The 22,897-nt window shown below is 73.2% G+C and carries 18 protein-coding genes; 5 read left to right on the top strand and 13 right to left on the bottom strand.

Annotation, left to right across the window (positions count from 1 at the left end; translation table 11 throughout):
- Positions 1-26: 26 nt before the first annotated feature.
- The 4 genes from infB to rimP form a co-directional block, all read right to left on the bottom strand.
- Complete coding sequence (gene infB, locus IE332_RS35320; RefSeq protein WP_189924694.1) at positions 27-3,179, bottom strand: translation initiation factor IF-2; 3,153 nt, start codon at positions 3,177-3,179, stop codon at positions 27-29.
- A 228-nt stretch (positions 3,180-3,407) separates the two neighbouring features.
- Positions 3,408-3,650, bottom strand: coding sequence for a YlxR family protein (locus tag IE332_RS35315; RefSeq protein ID WP_229929164.1), 243 nt, complete (start codon positions 3,648-3,650; stop codon positions 3,408-3,410).
- Between the two features lie 127 nt (positions 3,651-3,777).
- Positions 3,778-4,791 (bottom strand): transcription termination factor NusA, encoded by a 1,014-nt coding sequence (nusA, locus tag IE332_RS35310; RefSeq protein ID WP_189924690.1) that lies wholly within the window; start codon positions 4,789-4,791, stop codon positions 3,778-3,780.
- A 55-nt stretch (positions 4,792-4,846) separates the two neighbouring features.
- Complete coding sequence (rimP, locus tag IE332_RS35305; protein WP_189924687.1) at positions 4,847-5,386, bottom strand: ribosome maturation factor RimP; 540 nt, start codon at positions 5,384-5,386, stop codon at positions 4,847-4,849.
- A 293-nt stretch (positions 5,387-5,679) separates the two neighbouring features.
- On the opposite strand from rimP, the gene IE332_RS42295 reads away from it, so the two are divergent.
- Together IE332_RS42295 and IE332_RS35295 are read left to right on the top strand one after the other, a co-directional pair.
- Positions 5,680-6,714 (top strand): ferritin-like domain-containing protein, encoded by a 1,035-nt coding sequence (locus IE332_RS42295; protein WP_189924758.1) that lies wholly within the window; start codon positions 5,680-5,682, stop codon positions 6,712-6,714.
- Between the two features lie 74 nt (positions 6,715-6,788).
- Positions 6,789-7,712: an aminoglycoside phosphotransferase family protein gene (locus tag IE332_RS35295; protein ID WP_189924685.1), complete on the top strand. Its 924-nt coding sequence runs from the start codon at positions 6,789-6,791 to the stop codon at positions 7,710-7,712.
- Positions 7,713-7,743: 31 nt separating this feature from the next.
- Here the strand turns inward: IE332_RS35295 and IE332_RS35290 are convergent, their stop codons facing one another.
- From IE332_RS35290 to dxr, 5 genes are all read right to left on the bottom strand, one after another.
- Complete coding sequence (locus IE332_RS35290) at positions 7,744-8,292, bottom strand: GNAT family N-acetyltransferase (protein WP_189924683.1); 549 nt, start codon at positions 8,290-8,292, stop codon at positions 7,744-7,746.
- Positions 8,293-8,391: 99 nt separating this feature from the next.
- Complete coding sequence (locus IE332_RS35285; protein WP_189924681.1) at positions 8,392-9,267, bottom strand: GNAT family N-acetyltransferase; 876 nt, start codon at positions 9,265-9,267, stop codon at positions 8,392-8,394.
- Between the two features lie 169 nt (positions 9,268-9,436).
- Positions 9,437-10,597 carry a flavodoxin-dependent (E)-4-hydroxy-3-methylbut-2-enyl-diphosphate synthase gene (ispG, locus tag IE332_RS35280; RefSeq protein WP_189924679.1) on the bottom strand — a complete coding sequence of 387 codons (1,161 nt, stop codon included), beginning with the start codon at positions 10,595-10,597 and terminating at the stop codon, positions 9,437-9,439.
- Positions 10,598-10,741: 144 nt separating this feature from the next.
- Positions 10,742-12,046 carry a M50 family metallopeptidase gene (locus IE332_RS35275; protein ID WP_189924677.1) on the bottom strand — a complete coding sequence of 435 codons (1,305 nt, stop codon included), beginning with the start codon at positions 12,044-12,046 and terminating at the stop codon, positions 10,742-10,744.
- 69 nt (positions 12,047-12,115) lie between these two features.
- Positions 12,116-13,345, bottom strand: a complete 1,230-nt coding sequence (gene dxr, locus IE332_RS35270; protein ID WP_189924675.1) for a 1-deoxy-D-xylulose-5-phosphate reductoisomerase — start codon at positions 13,343-13,345, stop codon at positions 12,116-12,118.
- 151 nt (positions 13,346-13,496) lie between these two features.
- Here dxr and IE332_RS35265 point away from each other — a divergent pair, with 151 nt between their 5' ends.
- Positions 13,497-14,165, top strand: coding sequence for an NAD(P)H-binding protein (locus tag IE332_RS35265; protein WP_189924673.1), 669 nt, complete (start codon positions 13,497-13,499; stop codon positions 14,163-14,165).
- Positions 14,166-14,252: 87 nt separating this feature from the next.
- On the opposite strand, the gene IE332_RS35260 is transcribed toward IE332_RS35265, so the two are convergent.
- The 3 genes from IE332_RS35260 to IE332_RS35250 form a co-directional block, all read right to left on the bottom strand.
- Entirely contained in the window at positions 14,253-15,695 is a 1,443-nt protein-coding gene (locus IE332_RS35260; RefSeq protein WP_189924670.1) for an aldehyde dehydrogenase family protein, read from the bottom strand.
- Between the two features lie 229 nt (positions 15,696-15,924).
- Positions 15,925-17,493, bottom strand: coding sequence for a PucR family transcriptional regulator (locus tag IE332_RS35255; protein WP_189924668.1), 1,569 nt, complete (start codon positions 17,491-17,493; stop codon positions 15,925-15,927).
- Positions 17,494-17,670: 177 nt separating this feature from the next.
- A complete protein-coding gene (locus IE332_RS35250) occupies positions 17,671-19,773 on the bottom strand; it encodes a type IV secretory system conjugative DNA transfer family protein (protein WP_229929163.1) in 2,103 nt (700 codons plus the stop codon).
- A 241-nt stretch (positions 19,774-20,014) separates the two neighbouring features.
- Here IE332_RS35250 and gabT point away from each other — a divergent pair, with 241 nt between their 5' ends.
- Entirely contained in the window at positions 20,015-21,370 is a 1,356-nt protein-coding gene (gene gabT, locus IE332_RS35245) for a 4-aminobutyrate--2-oxoglutarate transaminase (protein ID WP_189924666.1), read from the top strand.
- A 449-nt stretch (positions 21,371-21,819) separates the two neighbouring features.
- Positions 21,820-22,509 (top strand): phosphatase PAP2 family protein, encoded by a 690-nt coding sequence (locus IE332_RS35240; protein ID WP_229929162.1) that lies wholly within the window; start codon positions 21,820-21,822, stop codon positions 22,507-22,509.
- Here IE332_RS35240 and IE332_RS35235 read toward each other — a convergent pair.
- Complete coding sequence (locus tag IE332_RS35235) at positions 22,482-22,814, bottom strand: DUF2218 domain-containing protein (protein ID WP_189924662.1); 333 nt, start codon at positions 22,812-22,814, stop codon at positions 22,482-22,484. The genes IE332_RS35240 and IE332_RS35235 overlap by 28 nt on opposite strands.
- Between the last annotated feature and the right edge of the window lie 83 nt (positions 22,815-22,897).

The following is a 22,897-nucleotide window of genomic DNA, read 5'->3' as shown; positions in this document are numbered from 1 at the left end:
CGTCGACCGGCCCCGGCTGACACCGACTAGGCGCGCGGCTTCTCGCGCATCTCGTAGGTCTCGATGATGTCGTCGACCTTGATGTCGTTGAACGACCCCAGGGTGACACCGGCCTCGAAGCCCTCGCGGACCTCGGTCGCGTCGTCCTTGAAGCGGCGCAGACCCTCGATGGTAAGGCTCTCCGCCACGACCTTGCCGTCGCGCAGCAGGCGGGCCTTGGTGTTGCGGCGGATGATGCCGTCGCGGACCAGGACACCGGCGATGTTGCCGAACTTGGAGGAGCGGAAGACCTCGCGGATCTCCGCGGCGCCGAGGCGCACCTCCTCGTACTCCGGCTTGAGCTTGCCCTTGAGGGCGTTCTCGATCTCCTCGATCGCCTGGTAGATGACCGAGTAGTACCGGACGTCCACGCCTTCCTTGTCGGCCGCGGTGCGCGCACGGCCTTCGGCGCGCACGTTGAAGCCGATGATGATGGCGTCCGAGCCCATCGCCAGGTCCACGTCGGACTCGGTGATGGCACCCACACCGCGGTGCAGGACCCGGAGCTCGACCTCCTCGCCCACGTCCAGCTTGACGAGGGCGTCCTCGAGGGCTTCCACCGAACCGGAGACGTCACCCTTGATGATGAGGTTGAGCTGCTCGATGGAGCCGGCGGCGATGGCCTTGTCCAGGTCCTCCAGGGACACCCGGACCCGACGCTGCGCGAAGGCGGCGTTGCGGTCGCGGGCCGAGCGCTTCTCGGCGATCTGACGGGCGGTGCGGTCCTCGTCGACGACGATGAAGCTGTCGCCGGCGCGGGGCACCGAGGTCAGACCAAGCAGCAGCACCGGACGGGACGGGCCGGCCTCGGCGAGGTTGTTGCCGTTCTCGTCCAGCATCGCGCGGACGCGGCCGTAGGCGTCGCCCACGACGATCGAGTCGCCGACGCGGAGGGTACCGCGCTGGACGAGGACGGTCGCCATGGCACCGCGGCCCTTGTCGAGGTGGGCCTCGATGGCAATACCCTGCGCGTCCTGCTCGGGGTTGGCCCGCAGGTCCAGCGAGGCGTCCGCGGTCAGGACCACGGCCTCCAGCAGCTGGTCGATGTGCAGGCCCTGGCGCGCGGAGATGTCGACGAACATGGTGTCGCCGCCGTACTCCTCGGCCACCAGACCGAACTCGGTCAGCTGACCGCGGACCTTCGTCGGGTCGGCGCCCTCGACGTCGATCTTGTTGACGGCGACCACGATCGGCACACCGGCGGCCTTGGCGTGGTTGAGCGCCTCGACCGTCTGCGGCATGACACCGTCGTTGGCCGCGACCACCAGGATCGCGATGTCGGTGGACTTGGCACCACGGGCACGCATGGCGGAGAACGCCTCGTGACCCGGGGTGTCGAGGAAGGTGATCGGGCGCTGCTCGCCGTTCACCTCGGTGACGACCTGGTAGGCACCGATGTGCTGGGTGATGCCACCGGCCTCGCCGGCCACCACGTTGGACTTGCGGATCGCGTCCAGCAGGCGGGTCTTACCGTGGTCGACGTGACCCATGACGGTGACGACCGGCGGGCGCGGGGCCAGCTGGTCCTCGTCGCCCTCGTTGGCACCGAAGTCGATGTCGAACGACTCCAGCAGCTCGCGGTCCTCGTCGTCCCGGCTGACGATCTCCAGCTGGAAGCCCATCTCGCCGGCCAGCAGCTCGAGGGTCGCGTCGGAGACCGACTGGGTCGCGGTGACCATCTCACCGAGGTTGAACATGACGGAGACGAGCGCGGCCGGGTTGGCGTTGATCTTCTCCGCGAAGTCCATCAGCGAGGCGCCGCTCGACAGGCGAACGGTCTGGCCGTTGCCGCGAGGGAGCATCACACCGCCGACGGACGGGGCCTGCATGGCCTCGTACTCCTGGCGCTTCGCCCGCTTCGACTTGCGACCGCGCGCCGGGCGACCGCCCGGGCCACGACCGAAGGCACCCTGCGTGCCACCACGGGCACCCGGGCCACCGGGACGACCGCCGAAGCCGCCGGGACGGGGGCCGAAGCCGCCGCCACCACCGGGGGCACCGCCACCCGGACGCGGACCGCCGAAGCCGCCGCCACCGGCCGGACGCGAGCCCGGACCGGCCGGACGACCCTGGAAGCCCGGACGGGCGCCACCGGCACCCGGACCACCCGGACGGCCACCGGGGCCACCCGGACCACGGCCGCCGGGGCCCGGACGCGGGCCCGGAGCCGGACGCTGCGGCATCATGCCCGGGTTCGGGCGCGGCATGCCGGACGGGGACGGCGCGCCGGGGCGCGGACCGGCCGGACGCGGCATGCCGTCGGGGCGCGGAGCGCCACCGGGACGCGGCGCACCGGCACCCGGGGCACCGGCGGGACGCGGACGGTCACCACCGGGACGCGGGGCGCCACGGTCGGCACCCGGAGCGCCACCCGGACGCGGACGGTCACCACCGGGACGCGGGGCGCCACGGTCGGCACCGGGGGCACCGGCGGGACGCGGACGGTCGCCACCGGGACGCGGACGGTCGCCGCCCTGCGCACCCGGAGCACCCGGACGGGCACCCGGAGCGCCCGGACGGCGGTCGCCGGGGCGGGCCATGCCGGTCGCACTGCCCGAGGTGAACGGGTTGTTGCCCGGACGCGGGCCGGCCGGACGCGGGCCCGGACGGGCGCCGCCGGAGGCCTGGCCGCTCGGCCGCTGGGCCTGGGTGGCCGGACGCGGGGCCTCGGCACCGGCCGGAGCCGGCGAGGAGAACTCGGCCGCGGGCGCGGCCGGGGCCGCCGGAGCGGCGGGACGCGCGGCCGGGCGCGGGCCCGGAGTCGGCGCACCCGGACGCGAGGCGACGGGGGCGGCCGGAGCCGCGGGGGCGGCCGGGGCGGCGGGAGCCGCGGCGGCCGGGGTGGGACGGGGACCCGGGGTCGCGGCAGGCCGCGGTCCCGGGGTGGGGGCGCCCGGCTTGGGCGCACCCGCGGCACCTGCCGCGGGCTGGGGCGCCGCGGGCTTCCGCGGGCCCGGCTTGGCAGCGCCACCACCGGTGGGGGCCACACCAAGCGCGTCAGTCAACTTGCGTACGACCGGCGCCTCGATCGTCGAGGACGCCGAACGGACGAACTCACCGAGCTCGGTGAGCTTGGCCATGACGGCCTTGCTCTCCAAGCCAAGCTCCTTGGCGAGTTCATAAACCCGGACCTTAGCCACTTCACTCCTGTCTTGAGTCCGGGGGTCTCGTCCGCCGGACTGTCGCTACTTCATGGGCGTACCCATCGCGTACTCATCGCGTACTCATCGAGAGCTCATCGCAATCTCGACCTACTTCCACATCGCGAGGTACCTGACTGGTGGCACGGCGCGCGGCTGCCCGAACGCTGTGCTTGTTGCGGTGGTTCTCCGCCGCGTGGAGCGGCGGCCGTCGCGTGAGGCGGCCTTCTACGAGGCTCCGCCCGCCCGCTCCCCGATGAACCCGCGGAGCCGCTCGGTGTCGAGCGCGCCCTGGAGCCGGAAGGCCCGGGGGAACGCCCGACGGCGGACCGCGAGGTCGAGGCAGGCCGGATCGGGGTGCAGGTGAGCGCCCCGGCCCGGCAGTGCGCCACGGGGATCGGGGACGCACTCGCCCTCGACCGCCGTGACACGCAACAGCTGGTGCTTGGCCGCGCGCTTGCGGCAGCCCACGCAGGTGCGTTCCGGGCGTGCTCGGACATGCGTCCGGCCAGACGAAGGCAAGTCTACCCCTCCGAAGCGACATGGCGCCGCCCCGTAGATCCCAGGGGACCCACGGGGACGACTCCGACAACACCGACTACTGGTCGTCCGATTCCCGGCCGCGGTCCTCGGACTGCCCCTCGGTGTCCGGTCGGATGTCGATCCGCCACCCGGTGAGACGGGCCGCCAGGCGGGCGTTCTGGCCCTCCTTGCCGATCGCCAGCGACAGCTGGTAGTCCGGCACGATCACCCGGGCGGAGCGCTGCGCGGCGTCCACGATCTCCACGCTGGTCACCCGCGCGGGGGACAGCGCGGCGGCGACCATCTCGCGGGGGTCCTCCGACCAGTCCACGATGTCGATCTTCTCGCCGTGCAGCTCGCCCATCACGGCGCGCACCCGGGAGCCCATCGGGCCGATGCAGGCGCCCTTGGCGTTCAGCCCGGCCCGGCGCGACCAGACCGCGATCTTGGTGCGGTGGCCGGCCTCACGGGCGATGGCGGCGATCTCCACGCTGCCGTCCGCGATCTCCGGGACCTCCAGCGCGAACAGCTTCTTCACCAGGCTGGGGTGGGTGCGCGACAGCGTCACCGAGGCCCCGCGGACACCGCGGCGGACCGCCACCACGTAGCACTTCAGCCGGGTGCCGTGCCGGTAGTCCTCGCCCGGGACCTGCTCCTGCGGGGGCAGGATGGCCTCCAGCTTGCCGATGTCGACCAGCACGTTCTTCGGGTCGTTGCCCTGCTGGACGACACCGGTGACGATGTCGCCCTCCTTGCCCGCGTACTCGCCGAAGGTCTGGTCGTCGGCGGCGTCGCGCAGGCGCTGCATCATCACCTGGATGCCGATGCTGGACGCGATCCGGCCGAAGCCGCTCGGGGTGTCGTCGAACTCCTTCGGCTCGACGCCCTCGTCCAGCTCCGTCGGGTCCTCCACGGCCCACACGGTGACGTGGCCGCTCTTGCGGTCCAGGTGCACCCGGGCCCGGCGGCGCGAGCCCTCGGTGCGGTGGTACGCGGTGAGGAGGGCGGACTCGATGGACTCGACCAGCAGGTCGAAGGGGATGTTCTTCTCGTTGACCAGCGTGCGCAGGGCACTCATGTCGATGTCCACGGCTACGCCTCCTCGTCTTTCGTCACGTTCGTCATGGTCGTACGGCAGCCCGGGGTCACTCGGCGCCGTCGTCCCCCTCGTCGAAGTCGGCGGCCTCGTCCAGGAGGTTCTCGTCTTCCTTGCGGTTGAACTCCACCTGGACCCGCGCCCGGGCCACCTCGCCGTACTCCAGACGGCGCTCCTTCGGACGGCCGCGACCCTTCACCGGCTGCACCTCGACCAGCGCGCCGTCCTCGTCCGCCTCCAGCACCCGGGCGACGACCTCCCCGCCGTCCGCCAGGTGGATCTTGGCCAGCCGGCCCTCGGCCCGCTGCCAGTGCCGGGGCAGCACCAGCGGACGCTCCGCACCGGGCGAGCCGACCTCCAGGAGGTAGGCCTCGTCACCCATCAGGTCCGAAGCGTCCAGCGCCTCGCCGACCACCCGGCTGAACTCGGCGATGGCGTCCATGTCCACACCGCCGTCGGTGTCGACGTCGATCTGCACCTGACGGCGGTTGCCCGCCTTGGTGACCCTGACGTCCTCCAGGTCCAGTCCGGCCTGCACGGCCAGCGGCTCCAGCAACGCTCGCAGCCGGTCGGTGTGGGTGGTGCTCATCCGGGTGGACTCCTCGGCCGCGTCTGCTGTTGTCAGAAGGTCGCCCCGCGCCCCCGGCGCCACACCGGGTCACGGCAGCTCGGCCCAAAGCCTATCCGGTGAAGTACCCAACCACCGATTCCGGACCATCCGCGACGGCTCGCACACCACCCACTGCGAGCAAGGTCACACCCGCCCGTCCGGGGCCCCGTCGGCCCGATCCGGGCCCGGGAACGTGGGGATTCTGTAATCATTCACGCCAACGAGGGCAGGCGGGGAGGCCGTCCTCCCGTACACGCCCCGGAGTGACCCCGATGCAGCCGCCCAGCCGACGGACCTTCCTGGCCCTCGGACTGTTCACCCTCACCGCCTGCACCGCCGACCGCACCGGCCCGACCGCCGGCGGCCCCGGCCTCCGCCCCGATCCGGACGTCCCCGTCCGGCTCCGCGCGATCGCCGCCGTCGACGCCCTCCTCGCCGGGTACGACGCCCTGACCCCGCCCGACGCCCGCACCGCCGAGCCGCGCGCCGAGCACGTCCGCCACCGCGCCGCCCTCGCCGAGGGCCTGCCCTCCTCGGCCCCGTCACCGTCCGTGACCACCACCGGCACCGGCACCGGAACCGGCACCCCGACCGCCACCGGGACGCCGACCACCCCCGCCACCCCCGCCGCCGGCGGACCGGCCGCGCTGGAACTGCGGACCGCCGACTCCCTCCTCGCCGACCTCGACGCGGCGAGCCCGTCCCTGGCCCGACTGCTGGCCGCCGTCGCCGCCGCCGACACCCGCCACGCCCTGGTCCTGGGCACCCCCGTCCCGCCGGCCCCCGTCCAGCCCGCCACCACCCCCTCGGCCCCGCCCACGGCCACCCCGACCCGCGGCCCGTCCGCCGAGGCCGTCACCGCCCTCCAGAACGCGCTCGGCGCCGAGCACGCCGCCGTCTACGGCTACGGCGTCGTCGGCGCCCACCTGCCCGAGGACCCCCAGCGGGCCGACGCCCGCACCGCCCACGCCGCCCACCAGGCCCAGCGCGACGGCTGGCAGCGCCTGCTCACCTCCCTCGGCGTCTCCCCCGCCCCCGCCGCCGGGGGCTACCAGCTGCCCTTCCCGGTCGGCTCCCCGGCCGACGCCGCCAGGCTCGCCGCCCACCTGGAGACCCGGCTGACCACCGTCTACGCCGACCTGGTCGCCGCCGTCCCCGTCCCGCACCGCCGCGCCGCCGCCCTCGCGCTGCGCGACTGCACCCTGCGCGCCCACCGCTGGGGCGCCCCCGGCCGGCCCTTCCCCGGCATCGCCGACCCGGCCCCCTCGCCCACCGCCTCGCCCACCGCCACGCCCACCGCGGGCTGAGCCGGGGGCGTCCGGGCGCACCGACGGGCGCGCCTGGCACGGCCGGCCCCCCGCCGACCACCGACAATGGACCCATGTCGGGAGCCGAAACCACCATCACCGTGCCCACCTGGCTGACGAACGCCGTCACCGCCGCCCACGGCGAGACCGGCCGCGGGTGGCTCGCCGCCCTCCCCCACGGGGTGGCCGCCCACCTCGCCGGCTGGGACCTCACCCTGGAACGCGTCCTCGACCCGGGCGGCAGCCTCAGCCTGGTCGCCTACGTCCACCGCGACGACCTGTCCCCCGCCGTCCTCAAGGCGGGCCTGCTCACCCCCGAGACGGCCCACGAGCACGCCGCGCTCAGCCACTGGGCCGGCCGGGGCGCCGTCCTGCTCCTCGCCGCCGACCCCGCCGAGGGCGTCCTCCTCCTGGAACGCCTCCACGGCGAGATCCCGCTGCGCTCCCTCGCCGAACCCAAGGCGATGCTGGAGGCCACCAGCCTGCTGCACCGGCTCTGGGTGGAGCCGCCCGACGGGCACCCCTTCCCCGTCCTCGCCGAGCGGGTCGCCGCCACCGCGGACCGCGTCGGGGAGCAGCGCTCGCACCCCGCGGTCGCCGAGGCGCAGGCCCTGGTCACCAAGGCCCTGGACACCGCCCGGGACCTGGCCGGCTCGGCCGGCGAGTCCTTCCTGCTGCACGGAGACTTCCACCACGGCAACGTCCTCGCCGCCGACCGCGCGCCCTGGCTGGCCATCGACCCGCGCCCGGTGGTCGGCGAGCGCGCCTACGACCTGGCCCGCCTCGCCATGGACCGCGCCGACACCCTGCTCGGCTCCCCCGGCGTACCCGCCGCCCTCCGCCGCCGGCTGCACCAGCTCTCCGAGGCCCTCGACGTCGACCGGGACCGCCTCCGCGGCTGGACCCTCTTCCGCGCCGTCGACCTGGCGCTGCGCGCGCTCGCCACGGACCGCCGCGAGGACGCCGAACTCCACCTGGAACTCGCCGGCTCGCTCTGAGCCCTCAGCAGGACCTCGTTGGACCTCGGTCTCAGGCTCCCGTCCTCCGCAGCGGCAGCCGGGCGCCCATCACCGCGTACAGCCGGTCCGTCGCCGGGAACCGCACGGCCCGCGCCAGGTCCTGGTAACCCAGTGCCCGGTACAGCCGTCGCGCCGGCGTCTCCGCGTCGATCGCCGAGAGGATGCTCCGGTCCAGCCCCGAGCGCTCGCACAGGGTCCTGATGATCCGCGAGCCGACCCCCTGCCCCTGGAACTCCGGCAGCACGTGCAGCTCGGTGACGGCGAACACCCCGTCCAGCCAGTCCGCGTGGCCGCGGGCGGTCAGGTACGGCTCGATCACCGTGCTCCACCAGTGCTCCCGCTGGTTGGGCATCCCGTACCCGAAGCCGACCAGCCGCCCCCCGCTCATCGCGCCGAGGGCGATCACCCCCGGCTGCTGGGCGTGCCGCCCGACGATGTGCAGCCGTACCGCGACCTCCTCGGGCGTGAGGCCGAACGCCACCGCCTGGACCTCCAGCGCCTGCGGCGCCCAGGCCGCAAGGTCGATGGCCTCGATCGTCACCCCGGTCAGCTGATCCATGCTCCGGACGTTACTACCAGCGGCCCCCGGACGCGGCCGAAGATCCGAACCCGGCCGCCCGCCGCCGTCGGCGCCCTCGGAACAGCACGCCCACGGCCCTCAGAAGAGCACGCTCATGAACGCCCCGACCTCCTGGAAGCCCACCCGCCGGTAGGCCGCCCTGGCCCGCAGGTTGAAGTCGTTGACGTAGAGCGACACCACCGGCGCAACCTCCCGCAGCGCGATCGCCAGGACCGCCGCCATGCCCGTCTCGGACAGGCCCCGGCCCCGGTGCTCCGGGGCGACCCAGACCCCCTGGATCTGGCAGGCGCCCTCCGTCACGGCCCCGACCTCGGCCTTGAAGACGACCTGTCCGTCCTCCCCGAACCGCGCGAACGACCGTCCGGTGGAGACGAGTTCGGCCACCCGGGCCTGATAGAGGAGCCCGCCGTCGCCCGCCAGCGGCGACACCCCGACCTCCTCGGTGAACATCGCCACGCAGGCCGGCATCAGCGCCTCGACCTCGTCGCGCCGCACCCGGCGCACCAGCGGGTCCGGGGCGATCTCCGCCGAGGGCACCGAGGTCGCCATCAGCGGCTGGTGGCCCCGCACGTCCCGGGGCGGGCCCCAACTTCGTTCCAGCAGCGCCCAGAAGGCCGCGGTGGCCGCGGCCGGTCCGACGATCGAGGAGCAGCGCCGGCCCTGCCGACGGGCCCGCTCGGCGAACGCGGCGACCGCCTCCGGCCCGGCGTTGACCAGGACGAGGTTCGCACCGGCGTAGCAGAGGGCGTCCAGGACGCCGTCCCCGTCGTACCAGCCCCACAGCTCTCCGCCGAGGCGCCACGGGTCCAGCCCGACGGCCTCGACCCGGGTCGCGACGAAGGCGTTGGAGACCGGGTCACGGTGGAGGATCTCCAGAGCGTCCGCGAGGTCGGGCGGCTCCAGCACCCGGGTGGTGGCCAGGGCCCGGGCGGCCTGGAAAGAGCTCGGGAGCATCACACCTCGATCGAGCATCGAGACAGCACCTCACTGAGACGACTCTGGCCGCACCCTACTCCGTGGCCCCACCCGGCTACGGCTGCGGGGCCGTCCGCGAACGGACGGCCCCGCTTCCGGAAAACTTCACGCGGGCTTCCCCGCGTCATCAGGACACGCTACGCGGGGGTCACTCCCCCGCGACGACGGTCGGGGCCCCCGACTCGACGCCGGCCGCCTGCATCTGCTCGGCGAGCTTGAGCGCCTCCTCGATCAGGGTCTCGACGATCTTCGACTCGGGCACGGTCTTGATGACCTCGCCCTTGACGAAGATCTGGCCCTTGCCGTTGCCGGAGGCGACGCCCAGGTCGGCCTCGCGCGCCTCGCCCGGGCCGTTCACGACGCAGCCCATGACGGCCACCCGCAGCGGCACCTCCATGCCCTCCAGGCCGGCGGTGACCTCCTCGGCGAGCTTGTAGACGTCCACCTGGGCACGGCCGCAGGACGGGCAGGAGACGATCTCCAGGCCGCGCTCGCGCAGCCCGAGCGACTCCAGGATCTGGTTGCCGACCTTGATCTCCTCGGCCGGCGGGGCGGACAGCGAGACCCGGATGGTGTCGCCGATGCCCTCGGCCAGCAGCGCGCCGAAGGCGACCGCCGACTTGATGGTGCCCTGGAAGGCCGGCCCGGCCTCGGTCACGCCGAGGTGCAGCGGGTAGTCGCAGGCGGCGGCGAGCTGGCGGTAGGCGTTGATCATCACGACCGGGTCGTTGTGCTTGACCGAGATCTTGATGTCGCGGAAGTCGTGCTCCTCGAACAGCGAGCACTCCCACAGCGCGGACTCGACCAGCGCCTCCGGGGTGGCCCGGCCGTACTTCTCCAGCAGGCGCTTGTCGAGCGAGCCGGCGTTGACGCCGATCCGGATCGGGATGCCGGCGTCCTTGGCCGCCTTGGCGATCTCGCCGACCTTGTCGTCGAAGGCCTTGATGTTGCCCGGGTTGACGCGCACCGCGGCACAGCCGGCGTCGATCGCGGCGAAGACGTACTTCGGCTGGAAGTGGATGTCCGCGATGACCGGGATCTTCGACTTCTTCGCGATGATCGGCAGCGCGTCGGCGTCGTCCTGCGACGGGCAGGCGACCCGGACGATCTGACAGCCGGACGCGGTGAGCTCCGCGATCTGCTGCAGCGTGGCGTTGATGTCCGCGGTCACGGTGGTGGTCATCGACTGCACCGAGACGGGCGCGTCGCCGCCGACCGGCACGTTGCCGACCATGATCTGCCGGGAGTACCGACGCTTGGCGAGCGGCTTGAGCGGCAGGGACGGAATACCGAGCGAGATCGCGGTCATGTGCGCAGGGTTCCCCGGGGTAGAGGTGTGGTCGACCGCCCGGCCGTTGGAACGGACGGGGCCGGGCGCGCTGACGATCGCGCACCCGGCCTCCACGGTACGGCACGGCGACGGACCCCAGCACACCCGCCGTACCCGAACGTCCTAGCTGATCTTCACCGGGTTCACCAGGTCGGCGACCATCACCAGCAGGGTGAAGCCGATGAAGATGCTGGCCACCACGTACGCCACCGGCATCAGCTTGGCGACGTCGAACGGGCCCGGGTCGGGCCGCTTGAACAGGCGTGCGAGCCGGCGGCGGACCGACTCCCAGACGGCGCCGGCGATGTGCCCGCCGTCCAGCGGGAGCAGCGGCAGCATGTTGAAGAGGAAGAGCGACAGGTTGATGCCGGCCAGCAGGTTCACGAAGAACGCGATCCGCTGGGTGCCGGGGATGTCGAGCGAGAACACCTCGCCGCTCACCCGGGCGGCGCCGACCATGCCGATCGGCGAGTCCGGGTCGCGCGGGGCGTCGCCGACGACGGCGTTCCACAGCCCGGGGATCTTGCCGGGCAGGGCGATCAGCGACTTCACCCCGTTCTCGGTCATGTCGTACATCCGGTCGAGCGACTGCCCGAAGTCCAGCCGGACGACACCACTCGCAGGGGTGAATCCAAGGAACCCGGCCTTGACGGTCTGGCCCTTGAGCGGGACGTTGTTGCCGTCGTACTTCTGGACGTCGTTGACCGCGATGGTCGGGTTGAGGGTGAGCTGCTGCCCCTCCCGCTCGACCACCACCGGGACGGTCCGGCCCGCCGAGCGGCGGATGTCCGCCTGCAGCTGGTCGTAGGTGCGGATCCGGTCGCCGTCGAAGGAGACGATCCGGTCCCCGGCCTTCAGCCCGGCCTGGGCGGCCGGGGTCTGCGGGGCGTCCGCCGGGCAGTTGTCGGTGGGCTGGCCCGCCTTGACCACGCACTGGGCGACGGTGCTGACCGTCGGCACGTTCATCGAGACGCCGAAGCCCATCATGACGGTCAGGAAGAGCCCGAACGCCAGGACCAGGTTCATGAACGGCCCGGCGAACATGACGATGACGCGCTTCCACGGCTTGCGGGTGTAGAAGAGCCGGTGCTCGTCACCCTCCTGGAGCTCCTCGTAGGAGGCCTCGCGGGCGTCCTCGATCATGGTCCGCCAGGGCGAGCTGCTGCGCTTGGTGATCCGGCCGTCCTCGCCCGGCGGGAACATCCCGATCATCCGGATGTACCCGCCGAACGGGATCCCCTTGATGCCGTACTCGGTCTCGCCCTTCCGGCGCGACCAGAGGGTCGGGCCGAACCCGACCATGTACTGCGGCACCCGGATGCCGAACAGCTTGGCCGTGGAGAGGTGGCCGAGTTCGTGCCAGGCGATCGAGACGAGCAACCCGATGACGAAGACCAGGATGCCGACCACCGTCAAAACCGTTGCCACCGCTGGTCCTCCGTCATGCCGCTCCGCTCATCGTCCGGTCCTACCGCGATCGAGGCCATCGGCCCGCCGTCAGCCCGCCGCCAGCTCGCGGGCCCGGGCGCGCGCCCAGTCCTCCGCGTGCAGGACGTCCTCCACCGTCAGGGAAGTTCCCGACGCGGGCACGCCGTGCTCGGCCACGACCTTGGCAACAGTGTCCACGATCCCGGTGAAGGCGAGGCCGCCCCTCAGGAAAGCGTCCACGCACTCCTCGTTCGCCGCATTGAACACCGCCGGGGCCGTTCCGCCCAGGGTGCCCACCTCGCGGGCCAGCTCGACCGCCGGGAAGGCCTCGTCGTCCAGCGGGAAGAACTCCCAGGTGGCGGCCTTCGTCCAGTCGCAGGCGGGGGCGGAGTCCGGCACCCGGTCCGGCCAGCCCATGCCCAGCGCGATCGGCATCCGCATGTCCGGCGGGCTCGCCTGCGCCAGGGTCGAACCGTCGGTGAACTCCACCATGGAATGCACCACCGACTGCGGGTGGACCACGACCTCGATCCGGTCGAACGGCACGTCGTACAGCAGGTGCGCCTCGATCACCTCCAGGCCCTTGTTGACCAGGGTGGCCGAGTTGATCGTGACCACCGGGCCCATCGCCCAGGTCGGGTGCGCCAGCGCCTCCTGCGGGGTCACCCCGGCCAGCTGCCCGCGGGTGCGGTCGCGGAACGGACCGCCGCTGGCGGTGACCACCAGCTTGCGCACCTCCGCGCGGGTCCCGCCCGCCAGCGCCTGGAACAGCGCCGCGTGCTCGGAGTCCACCGGCACGATCTGGCCCGGCTTCGCCACCGCCTTCACCAGCGGGCCGCCCACGATCAGCGACTCCTTGTTGGCCAGCACCAGCACCCGGCCCGCCGCCAGCGCCGCCAGCGTCGGCCGCAGCCCGATCGAGCCGGTGATCCCGTTCAGCACCGAGTGGCACTCCATCGCGGCCAGCTCCGTCGCCGCGTCCGGACCGACCAGCACGGCCGGCAGCGCCCGGCCCGCCGCCTTGGCGGCCAGCGCCTCGCGCAACGCCGGCTCCGCCGCCGGATCGGCCACCGCCACGGTGTGCACGCCCAGCCGCAGCGCCTGCTCCGCCAGCAGCTCCACCCGGCCGCCGGCCGCCGACAGGGCGACCACCCGGAACCGGTCCGGATTGCGGAGCACCACGTCGATGGCCTGGGTCCCGATCGAACCGGTGGACCCGAGGATCACCAGCTCCCGGGGGCCGGAGGGGTCCGCCACGGTGGGCGTGAAGCGCAGCTGCGGGTGGGCGAGCGAAGTCATGCGCCCATTGTGTCCTGTCCGCGACCGCGCCCAGGACCTCCCCGGGCACGATCACCCCTCGGGGGGCTTCCCCCCGGGCTCCCCCGGCTTCCCCGGGCTTCCCCAGGCTTCCCCAGGACGAGCCGGCGCCCCTCGGGCTACCGTCGGAGCCATGCGTACCGTCATCGCCGGAGGCCACGGACAGATCGCGCTGAGACTGGAACGGCTGCTCGCCGACCGCGGCGAGCGCCCCGCCGGGATCATCCGCCGCCCCGAACAGGCCCAGGACCTGATCGACGCCGGAGCCGAGCCGCTGCTGCTCGACCTGGAGGCCGCCACCGCGGCACAGCTCGCCGACCTGCTCACCGGCGCCGACGCGGTGGTCTTCGCCGCCGGCGCCGGACCGGGCAGCGGCGCCGCCCGCAAGAACACCGTCGACCGCGACGCCGCCGTCCTGCTCGCCGACGCCGCCGAACTCGCCGGCGTCCGCCGCTACCTGATCGTCTCCTCGATGGGCGCCGACGCCGACGCCCACCACCCCGCCGACGAGGTCTTCGAGACCTACCTGCGCGCCAAGGGCGCCGCCGACGACGCCGTACGGGCCCGCACCGCGCTCGACTGGACGGTCCTGCGCCCCGGACGGCTCACCGACGGCCCCGGCACCGGCCTGGTCCGCCTCGCCCCCTCCGTCGCGCGCGGCGCCGTGGACCGGGCCGACGTGGCCGCCGTCCTCGCCGCCCTGCTGCGCGAACCCGGCACGGCCGGGCAGACCCTCGAACTGGTCGCCGGGAACGCCACCGTCGACGAGGCGGTCGCCGCCGCGGCCGGACACGACGGCTGACCGGGCTCAGCACCCGGGGGCAAGCGCAGCCCCGGGAACGCGCGAAGGGCCCGGTTCACGGAACCGGGCTCTTCGTCAACGGGTCGATCAGAGGTCGAGGCCGGTCAGGACCAGCACCTTCTCGACCGTGTAGTCGTCCATCGCGTACTTGACGCCCTCACGGCCGACACCGGAGTCCTTGACGCCGCCGTACGGCATCTGGTCGGCGCGGTACGACGGCGCGTCGCCGATGATCACACCGCCGACCTCCAGCTCCCGGTGGGCGCGGAAGGCGGTCTGCAGGTCGTGCGTGAACACGCCCGCCTGCAGGCCGAAGGCCGAGTCGTTGACGGCCGCGAAGGCCTCGTCCACGCCGTCCACCTTGTGCAGCGACAGGACCGGGCCGAACACCTCGGCCGTGGCCAGGATCGCGTCCCCGGGCAGCTCGGCCAGCACGGTCGGGGCGTAGGTCGCGCCCTCCCGGGTGCCGCCGGTCAGGACCTTGGCGCCCTTGGCGACCGCGTCCTCCACCCAGGACTCCACCCGCTTGGCGGCGTTCTCGTCGACCAGCGGGCCGACGTCCGTCGCCGAGTCGTTCGGGTCACCGGTGACCTGGGCCTTCACCTTGGCCACGACCTTCTCCACCAGCGCGTCGTACACCGACGCGTCGGCGATCACCCGCTGCACCGAGATGCACGACTGGCCGCCCTGGTAGTTGGCGAACATCGCGATCCGGGTGGCCGCCCAGTCCAGGTCGGCCTCCGAGGACCAGTCCGCGAGCACCACGGCCGCGGCGTTGCCGCCCAGTTCCAGGGTGGTGTGCTTGCGCGGCACCGAGTCCATGATCTGGTAGCCGACCTTGTCCGAACCGGTGAACGAGATCACCGGCAGGCGCTCGTCCCGCACCAGCGCCGGCATCCGGTCGTTCGGCACGGTCAGGATCGACCAGGAGCCGACCGGCAGGTCGGTCTCGGCCAGGATCTCGCCCAGCACCATCGCCGACAGCGGGGTCGCCGGAGCCGGCTTCAGGATGATCGGGGCGCCGACCGCGATCGCCGGGGCGACCTTGTGCGCGACCAGGTTCAGCGGGAAGTTGAACGGGGCGATGCCCAGCACCACACCGCGCGGGAACTTGCGCACCACCGCGAAACGGCCCACGCCGCCCGGGTCGGTGTCCAGCCGCATCGTCTCGCCGTTGGTGCGGCGCGCCTCCTCGGCGGCCCAGCGGAAGACCGACACCGCGCGGCCGACCTCGCCACGGGCCCACTTGATCGGCTTGCCGTTCTCGGCCGTGATCAGCTGGGCGAGCTCCTCGGTGCGCTCGGCCAGCCGCTTGGCCACGTGGTCCAGGGCGGCGGCACGCTGGTGCGCCGGCGTGGCGGCGAACACCGGCAGCGCGGCGACCGCGGCGTCCAGCGCCTCCTCGACCTGGGCCTCGGTCGGGATGCTCACCTTGCCGACCAGACGGCCGTCCCAGCTGTTGTGCACCTCGAAGTCGGCGTCACCGCTCGCCCGGCGGCCGGCGAGCCAGAATTCGTACGTGGTGGTCACCGTGGTACCGGCCCTCTCCTCGTCGTCGTACGGCCCGCACGGACGTGGGACCAGAACCCGAGGGTAGGTGGGCCGACGCGCCGACCGGATTGGCCGAGCAGGAGTGTTCGGCTCCGGGGCCACTCCACCGCGTCCAGCCGGGGGTTCCGCGGCTGTCCCTGGGGCGCGCCTGGGCCAGGCCTCGGTCGGGCCAGGGCCAGGCCTCGGTCGGGCCGGGGTCACTCCGCGGTCACTCCTCGCCGGAGCGCAGCGCCAGCCACAGCTCCATGCGCACGTCCGTGTCGTCCAGCGAACGCCCCAGCAGCTCCTCGACCCGCCGCATCCGGTAGCGCAGCGTGTGCCGGTGCACACCCAGGTCCGCCGCCGCCGCGTCCCACTGGCCGTGCCGGGACAGCCACGCCCGCAGCGAGGCCACCAGGTCACCGCGCGCCGTCCGGTCGTGCTCGCGCAACGGCCGCAACAGCCCCTCCGCGAACGCCGTCACCGCGTCCTCCCCGAGCAGCGGCAGCAACGAACCCGCACCGACCTCCTCGTGGTCCACCGACCGGCGGCCACCGCGCAGCGCCACCGCCAACGCCCGCTCGGCCTGCGCGTGCGCCGTCCCGGCCTCCTCCAGCGCGGCCGGCGCCGACACGCCCAGCGACAGGCCCTCGTGCTCCTCCACCGCGCCCAGGCACGCCCGGTGCACCGCGCCGTTGTCCAGCGCCAGCACCATCAGCCGCGGCCCGTGCGCGCCGTCCTCCCGCGCCACCAGCATCTTCTCGCCCACCCGGGAACCCGCCTGCTCCGCGCGGTCGCCCAGCTCCCCCAGCGCCTCCGCGGCATCCGCGTTCGCCGGCCCGGCCCCCGCCACCAGGACCCGTATCGTCCCCTCCGGCAGCCCCCCGAACAGCCCCACCGCCACCTGCCGCGCCGTCGCCACCTCACCGGCCAGCACCATCCGCAGCAGCGCCGCGCCCATCCGCTCCTCCGCCTGCCGCAACTCCCGCGAGCGCTCCAGGGTGAGGGTCAGCAGCGCCACCGCCGCGTTCAGCACGTACCGCTCGGTCGGCGTGATCCGGTCCTCGGTCCCGACCGCCAGGAAACCCCGGGCCCGCCGGTCCGCCCCCAGCGACTGGACCACCACGTAGTCCTCGTCCGCCGTGTCTATCCCCGGCGCGCGCCCCTGCAACGCGGCACTCGACGGCGCCGGCCGCCGGCGCAACCGGTCCACCTCCGCGGCCAGCCGCCCCGCCCGGCGCGCCGCCCAGTCCGGCGCCACCACCGACAGCGCCCCCGAACCGTCGTACAGCGCAGCCCAACCACCCAGCCGGGCCGCCAGCCGGCGCACCACGGCCGTCGTGCCGTCCTTGCCCAGCGCGGCCCGGGTCAGCTCCTCCTGCGCCTCGAAGCTCGTCGTCACCGCCTCGTACTGCTCCGCGGCCAGCGCCGCCGACACCACCTTGCTGATCGCGATGAACGGCGTCGGCTCCGGCACCCGCAGCAACGGCAGCCCCCGCTGCTGCGCCGCGTCCACCAACGGCTGCGGCACCTCGGTGTGCGACAACCCCACCCCGAGCCCCAGCCCCACCACCCCGGCATCGGCCAGCCGGTGCACGTACGCCTGCAACTGCGCCGCCGTACGGCCCAGCTTGATACCGGTGGTGAGCAGCAGCTCGCCACCCTCCAGGAACGGCGTCGGGTCATCCAGCTCACTGGTGTGCACCCAACGGACCGGCCGCTCCAGATGGTCCGCACCGGCGAGAACCGTCAGATGGAGCGAGCTGTTGCGGACGACGGAGGCGAGTGTGGGGGGCATGGCACCTTCGGGGGATCGACCTGACCGCGCCGTTGCGGCCGGGCGAGGAGAGGGACGTGGGACTGGTGAGGGTCTCTCCCCTTCATTATGGACGCCCCGGACAACCGGCACTGCCGAATCCACCTCGAAGGCGACTTCGGCCCCGGCCCCGGACCCGTCCCCCGGCTCACCCCCGGATCACCCCCGCAGATCCACCAGCAACGGCGGCACCTGCTCCCCCGACACCGCCGTCAACGACACCACCGCGTGCCCCGCCGGCAACGCGTGCGCCAGGTCCGACGGCGACCACCGCAACCGCTCCACGTCCCGCGTCGTCACCGACTCCGTCTGCGCCGTCGTCCCCGACAACGCCTTCCGCCCGACCCGCCCGGCCCGCCGTATCACCCCACCGGAGGTGTCGGGGGTGTGGGTGATCTCGGTTTCGTGGACGACGTGGGTGCCCCATGCTTCGGAGAAGAACTTCCCGTCCCACGGAGCGATGCCCGGGAAGACCATGCGGCAGCCCACGGCCCCGAACAGCGGGGTCCTCAACGCTTCCGGCAGGTCCATCAGGGTACGGAGCAGGAGCACCGCGCCCGCGTTGGCACCACGCATCCGCTGAAGGCCCCGAATCGTGTGCGCATCAAGCGCCGCAGACGCGTCGTCCACGACCAGCCCGGCGAACAACGAACGGTCCTCACGGGCGGCGGCCGCCACGACGAACTGGCCCACGACCAGGCGCGACAGGATCCGGGCGGCCTCAGGGTGGCTCCGCTCGGGCAGCTTGACCCGGACACGCAGCGGGTGATCGAGCGCGCGCATGGCGAAGGGCAGTCGGCCGGTGCCGTCCGTGGCGAAAGCCCCCGCGAAGGCCGGGCGCTCGAGCAGCGCCAAGCGGTCCGCCAGCAGCACCCCGGGGTCGTCGGCACGCTCCTGCTGCCGCTGCCGGAAGTCGAGGTCCCGCTCGTAGACCGCCAGCTGGCCAGCCGCCCGAAGGGCCTTGACCAGCGGATCCATCACATCGTGCTCACCGGAGAGCAGCGCTCGCAGCTCACGGACTCCCGGGTAGCGCCCGTAGGCGGTGTGGAACGGCCCGACCACCTGCTGGAGGGTCGTCCGGGCACTCTCCGCACGTGCGATCAGTTCGTCCGGCAGCAGCGCGTCGGCAAGCCTGGCAGCCGCTTCGTCGGGGTCCTGGGTCGCTCCGTACAGGTCCAGCCCGTACATCGAACCAGGCTCGCCCGGCGCGATCACCACGTCGTACCAGGTGTCCGGGCCGAGGTCCGCGTCGGTCGCGCCGACCACCACCACGCAGGCCGTGCCGGCCAGCGTCTGCAGGCACAAGGCCTCCGTGACCGGTCGGGCGAGCCGAGTCGTCTTGCCGGTTCCGGCGGGGCCGACGGCGAGCAGCGACGTCCCGAGGACCACGGGATCCAAGGCGAATCCGGTAGACCGGTGACCGTGCGGGTTCTTCACCACATCCTGCGTCGTGCCGAGGCGCACCTGCTGCAGCAGCAGGTCGTGCCACGCCTTGCGGGTCGCCAGGTCCCGGGCTTCCGACGGGTGCGAGAAGGCCGCGGCACCTCGTGCGAGCACCTGGTCGACGAAGGCGGGGAGGAAGGCCGCATCCGCCTGCGCGGATTCCCACGCCCGCTGGATCCGGACGTAGTCGACGTCTCCGGCCTTCGTCCGGTCCAGCTTCTCCGCCGCCGCCGACGCTCCCCCCGACCGTTGGGCGAACCACGGGTCGGCAACGGGCTCCGTCCTCATGTCCGGGAGCGGCCCGGCCGAAGCGGGCCCCTCGTGGGTGATGACGCGGGCGAGGACCGGGGCGACGTTCTTCCGCCACCCGCTCCGGGTCAGGAAACGACGGCCGACCTCGCGCCACCGGCCGGTACGCCAGAACACCGCGGCAGCGCAACCGATGGTGACCAGGTTGACGAGGATCTGCACGGTGTTGAACTGTTCCGGCGACGTCCCGGCGTACCAGCCCAGGAGCCCCGTCGCCCACACCAGTACGAGCGTGCCGAAGTAGTACGTCGCGACGGTCGCGACGAGATTCAACGCGGCGCGCCACAGCAACTGCCCGGTGGGGACCTTAGCTTCCTCCGCCTCGGTGGGGTCGGTCCACTTGTACCCCTGCCGGAAGATCCCCGGCGCCGCCTCCGGCCGTGGAATCGCGATCCACGCCGGGAGGTCGAAGGATCCGTCAGCGGCCGTGCCGGGCCGTTGGTGGGGCAGGGGGGTCGGGGGTCTGGTGGTGGTGCGCTCGCCGTGGTGGTGTGACCCGTCCTGTGCCATGTACGGTCCCGCTCCCTCGCCCGCCCGGCCCGACCGCCGTCGGTGCCGCCATACCCATGCCGCCGTACCGGCGACACGCCCGCGCTCAGGGTAGTGGAGCGGGGTCTGCGGGTAGTCGCGCCACTCGCGCTGGCCGTGCCGGACAAGTCGGAAGGCGCACTGCTACCGAGTGGCGCATGCCTGGGCGGGGAGGGCGGCCGTAGCCTGCGAACCACCGAGCCGAGAAGTCTGGAGAAACCCCATGAGCGCCGCAACGCCGCTCCCGCAGGAGCGCCGCCTGGTCACCGCGATCCCCGGTCCGAAGTCGCAGGAGCTGCAGGCCCGCAAGCTGGGTGCGGTGGCGGCCGGCGTCGGCACCACCCTGCCGGTGTACGTGTCCCGTGCCAACGGCGGTGTGCTGGAGGACGTGGACGGCAACTCGCTGATCGACTTCGGCTCCGGCATCGCCGTGGTCAATGTCGGCAACAGCGCCGAGGCCGTGGTGGCCAAGGCGAGTGAGCAGCTGGCCGCCTTCACCCACACCTGTTTCATGGTGACCCCGTACGAGGGTTACGTGGCCGTCGCCGAGCAGCTGAACGAGCTGACCCCGGGTGACCACGACAAGCGCACCGCGCTGTTCAACTCGGGCGCCGAGGCGGTCGAGAACGCGGTGAAGATCGCCCGTGCCTACACCAAGCGCACCGCCGTCGTGGTGTTCGACCACGGTTACCACGGCCGCACCAACCTCACCATGGGCCTGACGGCGAAGAACATGCCGTACAAGCAGGGCTTCGGCCCGTTCGCCCCGGAGATCTACCGGGTGCCGGTGGCCTACCCCTACCGCTGGCTGACCGGTGCGGAGAACTGTGCCGCCGAGGCCGCCGCGCAGGCGATCGACATGATCAACAAGCAGATCGGCGCGGAGAACGTCGCCGCGATCATCATCGAGCCGATCCAGGGCGAGGGCGGTTTCATCGAGCCGGCCAAGGGCTTCCTGCCGGCGATCGTGGAGTACGCGAAGGCGAACGGCATCGTGTTCGTCGCGGACGAGATCCAGACCGGTTTCTGCCGCACCGGCCAGTGGTTCGCCTGTGACGACGAGGGTGTCGTCCCGGATCTGATCACCACCGCCAAGGGCATCGCCGGCGGTCTGCCGCTGGCCGCGGTGACGGGTCGCGCCGAGATCATGGACGCCGCGCACGCGGGTGGCCTGGGCGGCACCTACGGTGGCAACCCGGTGGCCTGCGCGGCCGCGCTGGGCGCCATCGAGACGATGAAGGAGCAGGACCTCAACGGCAAGGCGCAGCGGATCGGCGAGATCATGCTGGGCCGCCTGCGGGCGCTGCAGGAGAAGTTCGAGGTGATCGGCGAGGTCCGCGGTCGCGGCGCGATGATCGCGATCGAGCTGGTGAAGCCGGGTTCCAAGGAGCCGAACCCGGAGCTCACCGCGGCCGTGGCGAAGGCCTGCCACGCCGAGGGCCTGGTGGTGCTGACCGCCGGCACCTACGGCAACGTGCTGCGCTTCCTGCCGCCGCTGGTGATCCCGGAGCACCTGCTCGAGGAGGGCCTGGACATCATCGAGGGCGCCTTCGCCCTGCAGGGTGTGACCGCCGCCTGATCCAGGCGCCGCCTGCCCGCCGGAGGGTTGTCCGGACAGCGCTGAACGGCCCGTGGGGACCTCTGGTCCGCACGGGCCGTTCGGTTTCGCGCGGGGCCGGGCACGCGGTCGGGCATGATCGTCGGGAGGCCCCGGAGGTTGCCCGGCCCGGGGTGAAGATGATGTGCGGAATCGCTGAAGGCGCTCGGCGCGGAAGGGCTGTTGACGTAGTGTCATCGCAGATGGACAGCGAGCCTCAGCCATTGGCGGAGCCGTCCGCGGAGCCCCCCTCGGGGACGGTTCCGCGGGTGCCCCGCGAGGACAACCAGGCCGCCCCGGGAGGGGTGGCGCATACCGAAGGCCGATCGACCGACCGTCCGACCCACACCCCCCGGGGCGCACGGAACGGCGATCATCAGAGCCGCCCCGGAGCTCTCCCCCCTGCTCCGGGGCGGCTGTCCGCTGTCCCGGTGCGAGTGTCCCGGGCGGCCCGGTCGGCGGCCGTGCCGGCGGTGGCGGTGGTGGTGCTGCTGGCGGTGTCCTGGCAGGTGGCGGTGGACGGGCCGCTGCTCGGGCTGGACCGCTGGGTCCGCCGGGCCGTGCACACGGCGCGCCATGACCTCCCGAGCGCGTTGCCCGACCGCCTCGGCCACCTGCTGTCGGACCTGGGCAGCGGTGTCCCGGCGATTCCGGTGCTGCTGCTGGCCGGTGCGCTGGCCGCCTGGCGGTGGCGCCGGTCCGGGTCGGGCCGCTGGTGGCTGCCGCTGCCGGTGGCGGCGTTGACGGCCGGTCTGATCCCGTTGCTGGTGGTCCCGGCGAAGTCGGCCTTCGCCCGGCCGGGCCCGCTCGGGGAGGCGCTGACGCCGGGGCAGTGGGGCTGGTACCCGTCCGGGCACACCGCGACGGCGGCGATCTCGTACGGGGTGGCGGCGCTGCTGCTGGCCCGGGTGTCGGGGCCGCGCGCCGCACGGGTGGCGACGGCGGTCGCGGCGCTGTCGGCGGCGGGGGTGGGCGCGGGGCTGGTGTGGAGCGATTTCCACTGGCTGCTGGACGTGGTGGCCAGTTGGTGCCTGGCCGTCCTGGTGCTGTGGCCGTTCGACCGGTGGCTGCCCCGGCCCGGCGCCGGGGGGCGTCAGGCCTCGGGGTCCTCGTTGCGGTGAACCAGGCCGGCTTCGCCGTTGTCGCGCTGCCACTCGACGACGAGTTCGTCGCGGGCGCCGAAGCGGACCAGGTGGCGGCCGACGACGTCCTCCAGGCCGGGCAGCTTGTCGCGCTCGCCCTCGACGGTGAGCAGCAGGGCGTCCGGCCGGGCTTCCAGGGTGGCGGTGCCGGCGCTGAACACCAGGGTGCCGCGGCCGGTGTCCTCGGAGTAGGTGGCCTCGATCTTGCGGCCCATGTGGGCGGCGAGCTGCTTGGCGTAGCGGCCGGGGCGGTCGGTGGAGACGTGTGCGGTGGAAACGGGCATGGGCCCTCCAGGGTAGGGGAGGGAACTTAGGGTCCCCTCACTCGGATCTACGCTAACGCAGATACTGAGCTAAGCTCAACATA

The organism is Kitasatospora xanthocidica (genome assembly GCF_014656195.1).
Taxonomy (GTDB): Bacteria; Actinomycetota; Actinomycetes; order Streptomycetales; family Streptomycetaceae; genus Kitasatospora; species Kitasatospora xanthocidica.
Note: the sequence above shows the minus strand (reverse complement) of the source record. Positions and strands in the feature narration are given on the sequence as shown.